Origin of the sequence: Mesorhizobium sp. LNHC232B00, assembly GCF_000502435.1 — a bacterium.
GTDB classification, from domain to species: domain Bacteria; phylum Pseudomonadota; class Alphaproteobacteria; order Rhizobiales; family Rhizobiaceae; genus Mesorhizobium; species Mesorhizobium opportunistum.
Window position 1 is genome coordinate 38259 of sequence record NZ_AYWP01000006.1, and the last position, 15912, is coordinate 54170.

Here is a 15912-nt window from a genome sequence, read left to right on the forward strand (position 1 = left end):
AGCCAGATGAGGGGCGGCGCTGACGCCTGGTGAAGTGAAGGTCAACCTGAACCGACTGCCCAGCCCCGCGTCAGCCAGTTGGTGCGATCGTCAGAGCGAGCCGAGCTTGCCCAGATCCTTGGCCACCAGATAGTAGAAGGTCACGCGGCTCTTGGTGTTGTCCGCCTGCATCGCCGTGCAGGTCTTCTGGATCGCGGCGTCGGCTTTCGCGGCATCGCTGACGCCGAGTTTCTTGGCCGCCCAGCTCTCCCGGACGCGTTCGAGTTCTTTCGGGTCCGTACAGGACACCAGCGAGGAATCGCGGTTTCTCAGCGCGATGCCAAGGTGCTTGACGATCTTTTCGACCGCTTCGGCACTGGCACCGGCGTCATACTTCTTCACATCCGCAAGATAGTCGGCCATCAAAATTCCCCTCGTCGGCGCCACCGATCCGATCGATGAGGGCTGTGGCGCGCTTCGCAACTGGTGCGCTCGGTCGATAACTCCTCACCGCGGCAAAGCTTCGGTTGAGACCGTGCCCAAGTCAACCCTCGGGCTTGGCGATTTGAGATGAGCGACAAAGCACCATTGCGCCCTTTCATTTCTGGCGTCAGCCCCCTATATTCGGTTTGTCGGCTTGACCGACTATGGCGATAAATGGGCGATGAAATAAGCCGTTCGGACCCGGGGGCGGTACCCGGCGCCTCCACCAAAAGCCGCTGTTCAGGACAGAGCGGTTTTTGCTGGGGGCGAAATAGGATCGACGAAGGTGTAAAGATCGTACTTTTGCCCGGCATTGTACCACCGTCATCGGGCTAAACTTATAGTTGCCAACGACAACTATGCGGAAGCACGTCTCGCTGCTTAATGCAGTGCGATAGCTTCAAATCAAGCCCTAGGGGTTCGCACTTCTAGGCGGGGTTCGGAGGTACCTGGCAACAGAAACCTCCACTTCTCCCCCTCTCGACATACGACACGCGCAACGGCAAGTCCGCGCCGGCCTTTGTCCGGCCCGCGTGACCCGAGCCGTGGCGCCGGGTGCCTCTCTCCCATAGGCAAAAAAATGCAAAACGATTCGGATCGATTCTTCGTGCTGACCGGCGGTCCCGGTTCCGGCAAGACCACATTGATCGAAGCCTTGCGCCAGGCAGGCTACGCAACATCCGTCGAGGCCGGGCGCGGCATCATCCGCGACCAGGCCGCCATCGGTGGATCCGCCCTGGCGTGATCGTGCCCTGTTCGCCGAACTGATGCTGTCATGGGAGATGCGCTCATATCGGCGCGCGATCGAACGGAAGGGGCCGGTCTTCTTCGATCGCGGCGTGCCCGACACGCTTGGCTATGTCAGGCTGGGCGGCCTGCCGGTGCCAGAGCACATCAGCGCCGCCGCCAAGCACTTCCGCTACAGCCCGCGCGTCTTCATAGCCCCGCCTTGGCCGGAAATCTTCGCGCAGGATGAAGAGCGCAAGCAGACGTTCGATGAGGCCGAGCGCACCTATCATGCGCTGGTCGGCGTCTACGGGGAATTGGGTTATGAACTGGTTCCGCTGCCCCTCGCGCCAGTCGAAGTGCGGCTGCGCTTCGTATTGACCGAGACAGGATTGGTATGAAAAAAGGCCGGGAAAACCCGGCCTTTTCAGCTGCTTGCGGCTGCTTATTCCGCCGGCGCTTCGACCGCCTCGCGAGAGCGGCCGAGCGTGACCTTGGCCAGCGTGAAGGAAATCACGGCGCACAGCGTGATGCCGGCAACCATCGGCAACGGCGTGCCGTCGAAGAACACGCCGGCGACGCCCATGGCAAGTGCGCCGATGGCGAAGTGCAGCGTGCCCATCAGCGCCGACGCCGTGCCGGCGATCTCGCCATGCTCTTCCATGGCCAGCACCGACGTGGTCGGGATGACCAGGCCGAGGAAGCCGTAACCGACGAACAGCAGCGCCGCCATCACGTCGAGCCGGTCGACGCCCGTCACCATGATCGCGAACAGCACCACCATCGTCGTCGCATAGCCGGTCACCGCGACGCGCACCACGCGCCGCAGCCCGAACCGCTCGGCCAGCAATCCCGTCAGCTGCGACATGCCGATGAAGGCCACCGCGTTGATCGAGAAGAACACGCTGTAGACCGAAGGCGACAGCCCGTAGTGGTCGATCAGGATGAAGGACGAGCTCGACAGGTAGACGAAGAAGCTCGCAATGCCGAAGCCGGCGATCGCCACCAGGCCAAGGAAGTTGCGGTCACCCATCAAGAAGCGGTAGCCGGCAAGCGCGGTTCCGAAGGAGGAACCGACGCGTTCCTCCGCCGGCCTCGTCTCCTTGAGAGAGGTCGCGAGCAGGATCGTGGCAAGGAGTGCCGCGCCCGTCACCGTCCAGAACACGGCGCGCCAGCCGAAACTCTCGATGATCTGGCTGCCGGTCAGCGGCGCCAGGATCGGCGACACCGAAAACACCAGCATCAACAGCGACATCAGCTTGGCGGCCTCGTTGCCGGTGTGCAGGTCGCGCACGATGGCGCGTGGCACGGCCATGCCGGCGCTGGCGCCAAGCCCCTGCAGGAATCGGAAGGCGATCAGCCACTCGATGGTCGGCGCCATGGCCGAGCCGATGCCGCCGACCATGAACAGCGCAAGGCCGCCATAGAGCGGCAGCTTGCGGCCGACCATGTCGGAGATCGGCCCGACGACGATCTGGCCAAAGCCCATCGACAGGAAGAAGATCAGCAGGCTCATCTGCACGGCAGCCGTGCCGGCATGCAGATCCTCGCCGATCGACGGCAGGGCCGGAAGATACATGTCGATCGCGAACGGGCCGATGGCGGACAACAGGCCGAGCACGACCGCGATGCGGAGGAATTTGGGACTCATGATATTGGCTTCTTTCGAATCTGGTTGCCGCCGCTGGGCGACGTCTAACCCTAGGACGTTCCATCCCGTGAGATTCCGACCCTCCAAGAGCGAATTTCTTTCGCCTCCCAGGAGTGAAATCCCTTTGTATCGTGTCCACAAATTTAGACACCCTTGTCTAAATCGTCAATCACCTCTATATGGATTTTGATGAGACTGGGCGTTTCTCCTGACACTTTCCCGCCACGCGGCCATGAGGCCAAGCGCATATCGATCGTCGATGCCGCTGCGGGCGTGTTTTGCCGCGAGGGTTTCGCCGGCGCCAATATCGACCTGATCTCCGCCGAGGCAGGCGTGTCGCGGCAAACCGTCTACAACCACCATGGCGACAAGGAAAAGTTGTTCATGGCGGTGGTGCGCGACCTCACCGAGCGCTGCAACGCCGGCATCTTTGCCACCATTGCCACCTTTCCCGACCAGCCCGGCGATCTCGAAGCGGACCTGATCGGCTTTGCCGTGCGCCTGAACCAGAATTGCATCTGCAACCGCGACGGAAAATTCCTGCGCAAGCTGATCCAGACCGAAGGCGAGCGCTACCCGGAACTTTTCGCCGAGTGGCGCGAACAGGGACCGGGCAGGACATGGCCGGCGATCGCCGCCCGCTTCGCCCGCCTCGCCTATGGCGGATACCTCACGATCGAGGATCCCGACGTGGCGGCGCGCCAGTTCCTTGGCCTCGTCAACGCCGAACTGCAGACGACGTTCATGCTTGGCGGCACGCCGGGCGAAGACGAGGTCGTGCAATCGGCGACGAACGGCGTGCGCACCTTCCTGCGCGCATTCGGCAAGCGCCCTTCCCCGGCCGGCCTCAAGAAGCACGCCGCGCTGGCCAACGCCTGACATTTGCGATTGCTGCGAAGCCGGCTTGCCGATCAAATCGTTCGCAATAATTCTGGCTTCGGCGCGGCGGCGATCTATATGCGGTTTACGCCGCGCTCAAGCTTGATTACAGCTATGCGGACGATTCAACGGAACCCGACCACCACATGGCCGACGACCATATCCGCTACGACATTCTGGCCCAGGAGGCGTTGCGCGGCGTCATGCGCAAGGTCCTGGCCGAGGTCGCGCGCACCGGCCTCCCCGGCAACCATCATTTCTTCATCACCTTCCTGACCGGCGCGCCCGGCGTGCGCGTGTCGTCGCGCCTGCGTGAGCGCTATCCCGAGCAGATGACCATCGTCATCCAGTTCCAGTATTGGGACCTGAAGGTGACCGACACCGGTTTCGAGGTTGGCCTGTCATTCTCCGATGTGCCGGAGAAACTCGAAATCCCGTTCTCAGCCGTGCGCGGTTTCTACGATCCATCGGTCAACTTCGAGCTCGAATTCGACGTCAAGACCGAAGGTGCGGCGACCGAGGAACCGGAAGACCAGGCCACGCCCGAGCCGCTGACCATCGTCTCCGAGAAGAAGACCAAGGCCGAAAAGAAGGCGGCCGCCGAGCCGGAGAAGAAACCAGCCGCGGGCGACGCCGCCGCCAAGGGCGCCGAAGTGGTTTCGCTCGACGCTTTCCGCAAGAAATAAGCCCACGGTTCGCGCCATGGCCGACATCGTCAACCTCCGCCAGGCTCGCAAGCAGAGGGCGCGGGACGAGAAGCTGCGCGTCGCTGAACAGAACCGGGCGCTGCACGGCCGTTCCAAGGCGGACAAGCAGCGCGACCGGCTGATCGCCGACAAGGCCGACAAATTCGTCGCCGGGCATCGCCTCGAGCCGTCCGACAGCGACGACCAATGAGCGTCCGGCCATGAGCGTCCGACCGTGAGCGTCGTCGAAAAGCGCTCCGTGACCATTCGCGGCCATCGCACCAGCTATTCCCTCGAAAAGCCCTTCTACGACGATCTCGTCGCCATCGCGGCGGACAGGAGGCTGACGCTCGCCGCTCTCGTCGCCGAAGTCGACGAGACGCGACCGCGCGACACCAACCTGTCCTCGGCGCTGAGGCTGCATGTCCTGGAATGGGCGAAGCGCGGGACGAGCGGCTAGAGCAATTCCAGGAAAAGTGTGACACGGTTTTCCGTCCGGAATTGCGTAAAAACAAAGAGATAGAGCGNAGAGCAATTCCAGGAAAAGTGTGACACGGTTTTCCGTCCGGAATTGCGTAAAAACAAAGAGATAGAGCGGTTCGCCGTTTCCGTGAAACGGTGAAATGCTCTAAAGGCCCTCCACAGCGTCCGCCTTTTGCCTGCGCCTGCCGCCGAAGCCAAGCAAGGTCGAACGCTCACGCTCTTCCGCCTGCTTGCGCGACCGCACGCGCATCAGATCCTTCCAGCCGACATAGCCCACCAGTTGCAGGCCTTCGCGGGTGACGACCGGCAGATGCGACACGTTGGCGGTCAGCAGCTTGTCGGAGAGGCCTTCCAGATATTCGTCCGGATAGGCCAGCGTCACCTTGCTCCCGGCCAGCAACGCGCCGAGCGTCGTGGTGCGGTGGGTTCCGGCGCGCCGCCAGCGCAGGATTGCTGGCGGATCGATGAGGCCGAGCACATGCCCGTTCTCGTCGATCACCGGAAAGCTCGGGTGCCGCGTTTCCGGGGCGGTCAGGAAGGCCGCCGCGCCATGCAGCGTCATCGTCGCCGGCACGCTCTCGACCTGCGTGGTCATCACCTCGCGCACCCTGGTCAGCGCAAAGGGATCGACGCGATATTCGCGCACCAGATGGTGCCCTCGCCTTGCGATTTTCTCGGTCAGGATCGAACGCTTCATCAGGAGCACGGTGACGGCGTGCGCCGCCGCACAAGCCGCGATCAGCGGCACCAGCACATGCGTGTTGCCGGTCAACTCGACGGCGAAGAAGGTGGCCGTCAGCGGCGCCCGCATCGTGCCGCCCATGGTGGCGGCCATCGCCAGTAGCGCCCAGAAGCCCGGATCCGCCGCCGGCAGGAAACCGGCAAGCACCGCCCCCATCGCTCCGCCCATGATCAACAGCGGCGCCAGCACGCCCCCAGACGTTCCCGAACCGAGCGCCACCGACCAGATGATGGCCTTGACCACCAGCAGGATGAGTGCGGCGGTGGCAAGCGTGTGGCCGTTCAGCATGTCCGAAATGTTGTCATAGCCGACGCCAAGTGCCCGCGGTTCGAACAACCCGCCGATGCCGACCACCAGGCCGCCGATCATCGGCCACCACATCCAGTGGATGGGCAGTTTCTGGAAGGCGTCCTCGCAGGCATAGACCATCTGCGTCAAAAGCCCCGACAACAGGCCGGCGCAGATGCCGACCAGAACCCAGCCGCCAAGCCCGGTGAACGAGACCGCCATGCCGCCCTCGAACGGGAAGATCGGCCCGGGCAGATGCAGCAGGGTGCGCTCGACCTCGGCGATGATTGCGGCGACGGCGACGGGAATGAAGCTGCGCGGCGTCCATTCGAAAAGCAGCAGTTCGACCGCCAGCATGATGGCGGCGATCGGCGTGCCGAACACGGTCGTCATGCCGGCGGCGGCGCCCGCCACCAGCAGCGTCTTTCGTTCATTGTCGCTGACCGGCAGCATCTGTGCGATCAGCGAGCCGATCGCGCCGCCCGTCATGATGATCGGGCCTTCAGCGCCGAAAGGACCGCCGGAACCGATCGAGATCGCCGACGACAGCGGCTTCAGGATCGCAACCTTGGCGTCGAGTTTCGAGCGCCCGAGCAGGATCGCCTCGATCGCTTCGGGAATGCCGTGGCCGCGGATCTTCTCGCTGCCGTAGCGCGCCATCAGGCCGATGATCAGCGCGCCGACGACCGGAACGATGACGGCCGCATAACCGAGCGGCGTATCCTGCAGCTTCAGGTCGGCAAGCGAGAACTGGCCGAAATAGGCAATGTTGGTGGCAAGCCTGATCAGCTTCAACAGCACGATGCCGGCAAACAGCCCCGCTGTCGCCACCACGACGGCGATGGCCGCAACCAAGAGCACTCTGGCATCGGTGGTAAAATCCCTGAGATGATCGGGATTGGGCTGATGGGTCTTCATGATGGTTTTGCTTCCTGGCACCGGCCGTATCTCGCACGCGCGGCCCGGTCGAAGCGGCCAGCCGGCTTTGTCGGTTGGCTATGTATCGTAACACGATATAAATATTCAAGCGGGTTCTGCTTGAAATTCGTTTGAGCTTTCACCGGAAACCGAACAAATGTCCGCTATGACGCAGCCCAGGAAATCCCGCCCCGCCATCAAGCAGTCCGATTACCAGCGGCTGTCGGAGTTTCGCTACCTGATCCGCCGCTTCCTCGAATTCAGTCAGATCCAGGCGGAAGACGCCGGCCTGACGCCGCGCCAGCACCAGGCGCTGCTGGCGATCAAGGGTTTTCCGGGCGATGGACCGGTAACGGTCGGCGACCTGGCGGAGCGCCTGCGCATCCGACACCACAGCGCCGTCGAACTGGTCAACCGCCTTGGCGAGGCGGGGCTGGTCACACGGGATCAGGACAAGGACGACCATCGCCGCGTGCTGCTGCGGCTGACCGAGCGCGCCGACGATCGTCTGGCCGAGCTGTCGGCGGTTCATCTCGACGAACTCTCGCGCATAGAGCCCATGTTGCGGCGCCTGCTCGATCGGGACGGCGAGTGACGTTTTCTCCGCCTTGCGCGGACAGCGCCTATATTTTCACGACGCCCGCATCCTTTGGCCACTCCGCAACGTCTCGGTGGTGAGAGCCCAAAAGCGGCGCCGTGCAATCCAGAGGAAGGCCAGCGATGAAACGTCATCTGATACGCTACAAGACGAAACCGGAACGGGCCGACGAGAACGAGCGATTGGTCAAGGCCGTCTTCCAGGAGTTGCACGACAAATCGCCGGACGGCGTTCGCTACATGACATTGCGGTCCGGCGACGGGACATTCGTCCATCTGGTCGAGACGCAGACCGATGCGCATGCAGACATCATCACCGGGCTGGCCGCATTCGAGGCATTTCAAAACGGCATCCGGGATCGTTGCAGCGAACGTCCGCAGCGCGAGGAGATGACCGTGGTGGGCAGTTACCGGATGCTGGATGCGTAAGCGGAGACGTCGCAGGATGGGAGACGCATGACCATTCCCGTTGCTGACCGGCACAGCGCGCTTTTCGAGCGCCTGTCTGGGGAGTTGCGCCCCAAGCTGCACCGTTACTGCGCCCGCATGACGGGCTCGGTCATCGACGGCGAGGACGTGCTGCAGGAGGCGCTGGCCAAGGCATTCCAGGCCTTGGCCGATGCCGGGCCGATCGCCAACGCGGAAGGCTGGCTGTTTCGCATCGCCCACAACACGGCGCTCGATTTCCTGCGCCGCCGCGCCCGTGAAAAGGTCCATTCCGATGAGGATCCGGACATGATCGTCGACCCGGCAAACCCTACCGTCGACCGACAGGCCGCTTCTGCCGCGCTGCACACCTTCATGCGCCTTCCCGTGGCGCAGCGAAGCAGCGTCATCATGATGGATGTTCTCGGCTATTCGCTGCAGGAGATCAGCGCCACGCTCGACGCCAGCGTCCCGGCGATCAAGGCCGCGCTGCATCGCGGGCGGGGGGCCGGCTGCGCGAACTTGCCGATGAACAGGACGACCGCCCTGTTCCGAGATTGAGCGCGGCGGAACGTCTGCTGCTCGATGCCTACATCGATCGCTTCAACGCCCGCGATTTCGACGCGGTGCGCGACATGCTGGCCGATGAAGTCCGGCTCGAACTGGTGGCCAAGACGCGGTTGAACGGCCGCAAGGAAGTCGGCACCTATTTCAGCAACTATTCCCGGGTGCAGGACTGGCATTTTGTGCCGGGGTTCGTCGAAGACAGGCCGGCAATCCTCGTCCGCGACGCCAACGATCCGGGCGCACGACCCACCTATTTCATATTGCTGGCCTGGCAGGACGGCAAGCTTGCCGGCATCCGCGACTTCCGCCACGCCCGCTATGCCGCGGACGGCGCCGAGATGTCCGTCCTTTAAAAACGATTTCGGACAGCAAGGCCCTACTGCCCTACTGCCCTACTGCCCTACTCCAACGACTTCAACAAATTGTCGATCGTGAACGGATTGGCCTTTGGCTTGGCTGGCGGATTGTCGTTCGCCTGCGGCTGTGGCGCCCGCTCGACCTTCGGCGCTGGGTCGGCGGCTTTTTGATCGGCCTCCCGCTTCGCCTTTTCCTGCGAGGCGATGCGCTTTGCCTCTTCCGCCTTCTGGCGCTCCTGTTCCGCCTGGGCCTTGGCCGCCTCATCGGCGGCCTGCTGCTCGGCCGCGGCCTTGGCGTCCGCATCCGCCTTTGCCTTGGCGTCGGCATCCGCCTTGGCTTTCGCTTCGGCGTCGGCTTTCGCCTTGGCATCCGCTTCAGCCTTGGCATCCGCTTCAGCTTGGGCCTGGGCGTCAGCCTCCGCTTTCGCCTTGGCGTCCGCCTCGGCTTTCAGCCGCGCCGCTTCCTCCTGCTGGCGAAGCTCCTCGGCGGCCTTGTCGCGCGCATCCTGGAGTGCAGCGTAGTAGCGCACCTCACGCCGCAACCGCTGCTTCTCCAGCAGCGCCGCCTGCATCGCCTCGACGCGCTGCTGCTCCTTTTCCAGCGCCCGCTGGGTCAGGAACTGTGCCAGCGGCTCGCTGTCGAACTGCCGCTTGATGGCGCCGAGCGGGCCTTCGGCGGTGAAATTCATGACCGGCTCGGAGCCGACCAGGGCCTCGTCGCCGGGCTTGTAGGTGATCGCGCCCTTGGCCGACACCGTGTTGGCGTTGAGATCGGCCGTGATATCGGCGGACAGGGTCGCCGCCGGATTTTCAAAACTGATCGGCGGCGCCCGCAGCGTGCCGCCGGCAACCGTGAAAGCAATCTCGGCATCCCCGGCGGCAAAGCTGCCGTCGGCGGCGATGTCAGGCGCGAAGCCGGCTGTCTTGGCCGCGTCGATGTCGCGCCCGATCGCGTCGGCCTTGGCAAGCAAAGCGCTGAACGCATCGGGATTGACGCCGGCGACCTGCAAACCCTTCAACGTCGCCGTGCCGGAACCCGACAAAGCGGCGACCATCGCATCGACCGACTTGCCGCTGGTCGACAGCGCCGCCGAGAAATCGCTTTTGCCGCTGATGCCGGCATCCGGCAGCACGGTTCCCAAATCGGATCCGGCCAGTTTCATCTGGCCGCTGAAAAGCCCGGTGCCGTCATTGTTCTTCAACTCGAACAGGCCGGTCAGCGCCCCGCCCAGGAGCTTGGCCTTGAGATCGGAAACGCGGATGCCTTCCTGGTCGAGCTTGAGCGAAAAGCCAGCGTCGTAAGCGGTGGCGAACGAGCCGGCGGCGAGCGCCGCCGTCGTCAGGTCGAGGTCGGCGGTGAACGGCAGGCTGGATTTCTGGCTGAAGGGCGCATCCGGCCAGGCGCCACGCTTTTCGCCCCCGCCCTTGTCGGCCCCGCTCTTGTCAGCTGCACCCTTGTCAGCAAGAAAGGCGGAATCGCCGAACAGCGCCACCGCCATCGGATCGAGGTCGAGTTCGTCGAGCGCCAGCGCGCCGGCCAGATGCGGAACGCCGTCCTTGACATCGACATTGACATCGCCGGACACCGCAGCCTCGTTGATGGCGCCGCTGAGATTGTCGAGCACCAGCAGGCCGTTGCCGTAGTCGCCCTGCGCCGCGAGCGACGCCGACATGCCGGCGCCCATGCCCGGCAGGCCGATGCCCGATGTCATCAGCCAGGGTTCGATGTCGGCGGCGTCGAGGCTGAGCTTGCCCTTGGCGGTGGGCCCTTGCGGCGTGTCCGCCACGGTTCCCTCGAAGCCGGCCTTGAAGTCGTTGCCGGTGAGGCTGAAATTTGTCGCCAGGCCGCCACTGAGCGTGCCCTTGGCCTGGATATCGGTGCTGGCTTCGCCCAGCATGCCGAGCGGCAGCGCCGGCAGGCCGCAAAGTGCCAGGAGAGCGGTGGCGTCGGGGTTTTTGGCGTTGAAGGTCAGCGTTACCGGCGCGTCGAGAAGATCGCCCATCGCCCCCTTTCCGGACAGCGACGCCGAAAACGCCGAGCCGCCGGCCTTGCCCTGCCCGCTCACCGCCAGGCCCGTCGTGCCATCGCCATTGTCGGCTGCACTTGCCACGAGGTCGACGCGGGCATCCTGGAACAGGTCGGGATAGGCGGCCGCACGGCTTGCCAGGCCCTTCAGCACGGCGCTGTCCGGATAATGCTGCGCGGCGACGTCGATCAGCGGCTTCAGGTCGACGGCGACCACAGAAGCGTCCAGCTTGCCGGTCGGGCTCGCCGGGAAATCCTTGATCCGGCCCGTGGTGCTGATCGAGGCGCCGGCCAGCCCGCCCACCGACAGCCGGTCGATTTCGAGCAAGCCCTCGCGCAGCCTCAGCGCCGTATCGACCGTATCGGCGGTCAGCCCGCCGGCGCTGACCGGCCCGGCCTTGATCTGGAAATCGAGATCGCGGTCGGCGAAGCGGTTGGCGCCCTTGTCGCTGACGAAGATCGAGGCGAACGCCGCCAGCCCGTCGACATCGAGCTCGCCGCCCTCAAGCCGCATCAGCACAGAGGGCCTGGCGTCGTCGGGCTGGCTGGAATCGATGCGTCCGGAAAACTTCGCCTTGCCCAGGATCAGTTCGAGGTCGCTGAAGGATTGATGTTTTCCCGAGAGATCGACCTTGGCCTTGAAGCCGGCGGCAGGCAGGCGGCGGATCGCCTCGTCGACATCCTTGGACAGCCAGGCGGCAAAGCCAGAGGGCTGCGCCACCGCAAGCAGCAACGAGCCGGTGAAGCCGAAATGGCTCTGTACGTTGAGCACCAGCATGCCATCGGCTTCCAGCGTGGTGCGGCCCGGCAGTGTCGCTGCAAGCGACTTTATCTTCCAGCCATCTTCGACCGGCTCGGCGGAAAGATGCACGTCGCGAACCGTGGTGTCGCCGGCCACCACCGCCGGCAGCTTGACCTCGACGGTGCCGGGAATGGTCGGCTTCGGCAGATCGAGCAGCGCCTGCTCCAGCCCGGCAATGCGCTGGTCGAGCGTCAGGCCGGTGCCGGCCTGAGCGCCCACGGCCTCGTCGAACTGCACCTGCGCGCCATTGGCCTCGATGGCGAAGCTCGGTTTCTGGCCGAGATCGACCGAGGCCTTGCCGTCGGCGGTATAAGGATTGTCCAGCGGCCCCGTCTCGAAACGGAATTCGTCGACGCCGAGCTTCTGGTGGTCGAGCGAGAACTTGCCGTTCAGCCGAAAGCCCGGATCGGGCTTGCCGGTCGAGACCTTCACCGTCTCGCCGTCGTTGCCGCGCAGCTCGGCGCTGTTCTTGTCGGCACCGGAAATCTTGAACTGGCCTGAGTAAACGGCGGCGCCGTTGACGATGCCAGCATTGCCGTCTGTTTCGATCACCAGGGGATAGGCATCGGGGTCGGCCTTCAGGCGAATGCGCATCTGCCCGGAGGGTTCGGCCTTGCCGGTCGACGCAGCGACCGTGGTGCGCAACCCGTCCAGCCGCAACGTGCCGTCCAAGCGCCACGGACCGGCCAGCGACTTGGCCGAAATGGTCGAATTGATCTCGGAAAAGATGTGACTGCGCCCGCCGGCGGCATGGCGCAGTTCGATCTGCCCTTCGGTCACCGTCAGCTTCTCGATCGATATCTGGCCGGGGTTGAAGGGCGAGGACGGACGCATGGCCCAGTCGACCGTGCCATCCCTGGCGATGTCAATGGTCGCCTTCGGCCGCACCAGCCGCATATCGAAGATCAGCACCTCGCCGCGCAGGAAGGGCGCGAGTTCGGCATCCATCGAAAACGTCTCGACGGTCATGGCCGGCTGGCCATTGGGACCACCGGCGACGGCGACGTTGGAGAAGGTCACCGAGGGAAACGGCAACAGCCTTGCCGTGGCGTCGCCCTGCACGGTCACCTTGCGGCCGAGGATGGCGCTCGCCTCGCGTTCGAAATCGGCGCGGTAGCCGGTCCAGTCGATAAAATACGGCACCACCAGCGCCGCACACAGCACCAGCACGAACAGGCCACCGAAGATCACGAACAGGCGTGCGAGCATCAGCTCCGAACAGGTTGATTGAATTTCCGCCGCACTCTACCCGCATCCGCGTGTCGATAAAGAGGCAATTCTTCGAGTGTTGCGTCCTGTCGGGCGATCTGAAACAAATCCCGGAAAATACGGAGATTCTCGGATGTCGGGCAAGAGCTGGGACCGCGTGCCAATCGACGCGCAGAGCGTCGATGCCCCGCTTTCGCAGTCGGCGATTTTTCTGGTCGTCACCGTCGCCGATGAACCGCCGGCTCTCGCCAGGATTTGTTCCGCGCTCGGCGACCTTGACGACCTGGTCAAGAATGTCGGGTTCCGCGACCTTGGCGGCCGCCTGTCCTGCATCGCCGGCATCGGCCGCGCTCTCTGGGACCGCCTCAGCCCCGGCCGGCGGCCGCTGGAGCTGAAACCGTTCGCGCCGATCAAGGGAGCGGTCCATTCGGCCCCGTCGACACCGGGCGACCTTCTCTTCCACATCCGCGCCGAACGATCAGACATGTGCTTCGAGTTCGAGCGCATCCTGCTCGACAGGCTTGGCCCTGGTGTGACCGTCGTCGACGAAGTCACGGGCTTTCGCTATTTCGACGCCCGTGACCTGCTCGGTTTCGTCGACGGCACGGCCAACCCGACCGGCCTCGACCTGCCCGCCTCGGCGCTGGTTGGCGACGAGGATGCCGGCTTTGCCGGCGGCAGCTATGTCGTCGTCCAGAAATACCTGCACGATCTCCAGGCCTGGGCGCGCATTCCAACGCCCGAGCAGGAAGCGATCATCGGCCGCACCAAGATCGACAACATCGAAATCGACGATGACGACGCGCCGCGCAAGTCGCACAAGTCGCTGGCCACCATCGAGGATGCCGACGGCAACGAATACGATATATTGCGCGACAACATGCCGTTCGGCAGGCCCGGGCAGAACGAGTTCGGCACCTACTTCATCGGCTATTCCCGGTATCTCTGGGTCACCGAAAAGATGCTGCAGCGCATGTATGTCGGCGACCCGCCGGGCGCCTACGACCGGTTGCTCGATGTCTCCACGCCGCACACCGGCACGACATTCTTCGCCCCGACACGACCCATGCTGCAGGCCCTTGTCCAGGACGCGCAGGAGCAGCCTGCGGCCGCACGGTAAAGGGCGACGGCTGACGGCCCATCCGCTGGGCTTCAGCGTGCGTCGCGCTTCGCCTGCGCAACCTTGGCCGCCTTGCGCTGCCGGCAGAGTTCCGCCGGCCGGACCAGGTTCGGCGCCCGCTGGTTCGTCACCGCACGCATGGCGCGGTCAAGACAAGCCTTTTGTCCAGCAGCCTTGCGACGACCGATGCCACACCGATCAGCGGGCGGATCGGCCACGCAGATATGCACAGACCAATTCGATGAGTTCGGCTCGCAATGCCGGTAGGTCGAGCTCACCATGCCGCGCGGCGGCATGAACCACCCCTTCGACCGCCCCCGAAAGCACACGCCCGGCAATGTCATCGCGCTCGGGGTCAGGCGTTCCAGAGGCCGACGCGATCACGGCCTGGTAGCGCCGCTGATATTCCGCTTCGAACTGATCTTGCGTCGAGCGGGCGGCAAGCGGCACTTCGTCGAGCAGGACGCGATGCAGGTCCTGGTCGACATTATGGGCGGCGACGACACCGTCGATCAGCCGCGCCGCCCGCTGCTCCAGCGTGGTTGCCACATTGCTCTCATTGGGCCCGGAAATTGCCGCCAGCACTCCGTCGAGATGGCGTTTGCGGATTTCCTCCGCCAAGGCCAGCTTGTTAGGAAAATACTGATAGATCGAACCGACGCTGACGCCACCAACGGACGCCGTTTCGTTGGTGGTGAAACCCGCCCAGCCGCGCCGCGCCAGAACGCGAGCCGCCGCCTCCACGATCGTGTCGACGGTCGCACGCGAACGCTGCTGCCGTGGCGCTTTGCGCACCTTTGCCTGCTCTGAGGGAACGCGAGTAGCCATGACTGGGCTTCTTCACCAAAATGCGACTGCCAGCTCACATTTATCGAGTGAGCCGCGACAAGCAAGTCCCGCCTGTCACCCAAACAAAGCGAGGCCACCATGAGCAGCAAGACTCTGCTTCACTCCCTGTTCCGCTACAAAGCCTGGGCTGATGATGGGCTGCTTGCCTTGCTGGCCGGGATCAAGAACGACGTATCGGAAGAGCAGTTCGGCACGATCCTCGAGACCATCAATCACGCGTATGTCGTCGACAAGATTTTTGCCTCGAACGTCCAGAAGCAGAGGCACGGTTTTCGCGATACAGGCACGAGCAGCACGCCGACATTCGCCGAGCTATCGAAGGCAATCACCGAAACCGACCAATGGTATCTGCGCTATGTCGAACAGCTGGAGCCCGAAGCTCTGGCGGAGAGGATCCCCTTCGTCTTTACCAGTGGTGCCCCTGGGGAAATGTCACGCGAGGAGATGTTGGCACACGTCATTACCCATGGCGGTTATCATCGCGGCGAGGTCGGCAGGATCGTGACTCAGTTGTCGAAACCCACGTCTCCCGACACGTTCACCGGTTATCTTCACCGGGCCGAGCCTGCGGGTCGCGCGTGAAGCCCGAACGGGACTAGCTTCGTTGGAACGTATCCGCGCTGGTCGACATCGAGCGCCACCAATTCAGTTTTTCGATCTTCGCGGGTTGGCCCTCGCCACTGGCCTTTATCGCCGCATCCGAGACGACAAACCATAACGTCTCCATTTTCCCCTCCCGAAGAAGACCGGTGTAGGAAACGATCGCATCCCCGACCGCCGTTTTCCCGCCGCCGGCAAAACTGATGCAGTCGCCGCGGTGGACGCCCAAAATCGGAATTTCCTGGCCATGGAAACCGCTATCCGGCAGCGCGGTTCGAAACGATCCCGATATACGATTGTCCGCATCATCGGTGATCTCGACGATGGACCCGTATTGATTCTTCCAGAGGCCTTTCCAGTTCATGGGCGGCCGCTCCGCTTTGACGATATCCGTTGGTTGCCGCAACGTGAAAGTCGGGAATCGGTTCCGCAGGTGCGGGCAGTTTCAGGCCTCAACGTGCGGCCGGTGCAGGTGCCGTCCGAACCGAACGGCGGCGCGTTCGACAAGCCTTTTCGTGCCAACGC

14 protein-coding genes, 1 other RNA gene and 2 pseudogenes are annotated in these 15912 nt (G+C 63.9%); 11 read left to right on the forward strand and 6 right to left on the reverse strand.

What is annotated here, in order from left to right:
- Nucleotides 1-90: 90 nt before the first annotated feature.
- The gene (locus X743_RS159110; protein WP_023765070.1) at nucleotides 91-402 is read right to left on the reverse strand and encodes a DUF2853 family protein; all 312 of its coding nucleotides are present in this window, start codon (nucleotides 400-402) and stop codon (nucleotides 91-93) included.
- Between the two features lie 169 nt (nucleotides 403-571).
- On the opposite strand from X743_RS159110, the gene ssrA reads away from it, so the two are divergent.
- Both ssrA and X743_RS01000000168840 read left to right on the forward strand, forming a co-directional pair.
- Nucleotides 572-932: a transfer-messenger RNA gene (gene ssrA / locus X743_RS1000000170480) on the forward strand.
- A gap of 110 nt (nucleotides 933-1042) precedes the next feature.
- A pseudogene (locus X743_RS01000000168840) lies at nucleotides 1043-1589 on the forward strand (AAA family ATPase).
- A 44-nt stretch (nucleotides 1590-1633) separates the two neighbouring features.
- Here X743_RS01000000168840 and X743_RS159105 read toward each other — a convergent pair.
- On the reverse strand, nucleotides 1634-2839 hold the full coding sequence (locus X743_RS159105; protein WP_023765071.1) for a multidrug effflux MFS transporter: 1206 nt from the start codon (nucleotides 2837-2839) through the stop codon (nucleotides 1634-1636).
- A 189-nt stretch (nucleotides 2840-3028) separates the two neighbouring features.
- Here X743_RS159105 and X743_RS159100 point away from each other — a divergent pair, with 189 nt between their 5' ends.
- The 4 genes from X743_RS159100 to X743_RS159085 all read left to right on the forward strand — a co-directional run bounded on the left by X743_RS159100 (nucleotide 3029) and on the right by X743_RS159085 (nucleotide 4864).
- The gene (locus X743_RS159100; protein WP_023765072.1) at nucleotides 3029-3718 is read left to right on the forward strand and encodes a TetR/AcrR family transcriptional regulator; all 690 of its coding nucleotides are present in this window, start codon (nucleotides 3029-3031) and stop codon (nucleotides 3716-3718) included.
- A 146-nt stretch (nucleotides 3719-3864) separates the two neighbouring features.
- The gene (locus tag X743_RS159095; protein ID WP_023765073.1) at nucleotides 3865-4404 is read left to right on the forward strand and encodes an SspB family protein; all 540 of its coding nucleotides are present in this window, start codon (nucleotides 3865-3867) and stop codon (nucleotides 4402-4404) included.
- A gap of 16 nt (nucleotides 4405-4420) precedes the next feature.
- Nucleotides 4421-4615 (forward strand): DUF4169 family protein, encoded by a 195-nt coding sequence (locus tag X743_RS159090; RefSeq protein WP_013894729.1) that lies wholly within the window; start codon nucleotides 4421-4423, stop codon nucleotides 4613-4615.
- 24 nt (nucleotides 4616-4639) lie between these two features.
- On the forward strand, nucleotides 4640-4864 hold the full coding sequence (locus X743_RS159085; protein ID WP_023765074.1) for a ribbon-helix-helix domain-containing protein: 225 nt from the start codon (nucleotides 4640-4642) through the stop codon (nucleotides 4862-4864).
- Nucleotides 4865-5032: 168 nt separating this feature from the next.
- Here X743_RS159085 and X743_RS159080 read toward each other — a convergent pair whose 3' ends face one another.
- Nucleotides 5033-6835, reverse strand: coding sequence for a chloride channel protein (locus tag X743_RS159080; RefSeq protein ID WP_023765075.1), 1803 nt, complete (start codon nucleotides 6833-6835; stop codon nucleotides 5033-5035).
- Nucleotides 6836-6992: 157 nt separating this feature from the next.
- On the opposite strand from X743_RS159080, the gene X743_RS159075 reads away from it, so the two are divergent.
- From X743_RS159075 to X743_RS01000000168845, 3 genes and pseudogenes are all read left to right on the forward strand, one after another.
- Entirely contained in the window at nucleotides 6993-7430 is a 438-nt protein-coding gene (locus tag X743_RS159075; RefSeq protein WP_023765076.1) for a helix-turn-helix domain-containing protein, read from the forward strand.
- 125 nt (nucleotides 7431-7555) lie between these two features.
- Nucleotides 7556-7861 carry a hypothetical protein gene (locus X743_RS159070; RefSeq protein WP_023765077.1) on the forward strand — a complete coding sequence of 102 codons (306 nt, stop codon included), beginning with the start codon at nucleotides 7556-7558 and terminating at the stop codon, nucleotides 7859-7861.
- Nucleotides 7862-7888: 27 nt separating this feature from the next.
- Nucleotides 7889-8778: pseudogene (locus tag X743_RS01000000168845) on the forward strand (sigma-70 family RNA polymerase sigma factor).
- 47 nt (nucleotides 8779-8825) lie between these two features.
- Here the strand turns inward: X743_RS01000000168845 and X743_RS159065 are convergent.
- Complete coding sequence (locus X743_RS159065) at nucleotides 8826-12818, reverse strand: AsmA-like C-terminal region-containing protein (protein ID WP_023765078.1); 3993 nt, start codon at nucleotides 12816-12818, stop codon at nucleotides 8826-8828.
- A 133-nt stretch (nucleotides 12819-12951) separates the two neighbouring features.
- On the opposite strand from X743_RS159065, the gene X743_RS159060 reads away from it, so the two are divergent.
- A complete protein-coding gene (locus tag X743_RS159060) occupies nucleotides 12952-13938 on the forward strand; it encodes a Dyp-type peroxidase (RefSeq protein ID WP_023765079.1) in 987 nt (328 codons plus the stop codon).
- Between the two features lie 198 nt (nucleotides 13939-14136).
- Here the strand turns inward: X743_RS159060 and X743_RS159055 are convergent, their stop codons facing one another.
- The gene (locus X743_RS159055) at nucleotides 14137-14766 is read right to left on the reverse strand and encodes a TetR/AcrR family transcriptional regulator (RefSeq protein WP_031257620.1); all 630 of its coding nucleotides are present in this window, start codon (nucleotides 14764-14766) and stop codon (nucleotides 14137-14139) included.
- Between the two features lie 99 nt (nucleotides 14767-14865).
- Here X743_RS159055 and X743_RS159050 point away from each other — a divergent pair, with 99 nt between their 5' ends.
- Entirely contained in the window at nucleotides 14866-15369 is a 504-nt protein-coding gene (locus X743_RS159050; RefSeq protein WP_023765082.1) for a DinB family protein, read from the forward strand.
- A gap of 13 nt (nucleotides 15370-15382) precedes the next feature.
- Here X743_RS159050 and X743_RS159045 read toward each other — a convergent pair whose 3' ends face one another.
- Nucleotides 15383-15751 (reverse strand): avidin/streptavidin family protein, encoded by a 369-nt coding sequence (locus X743_RS159045; protein ID WP_023765083.1) that lies wholly within the window; start codon nucleotides 15749-15751, stop codon nucleotides 15383-15385.
- Nucleotides 15752-15912: the final 161 nt, after the last annotated feature.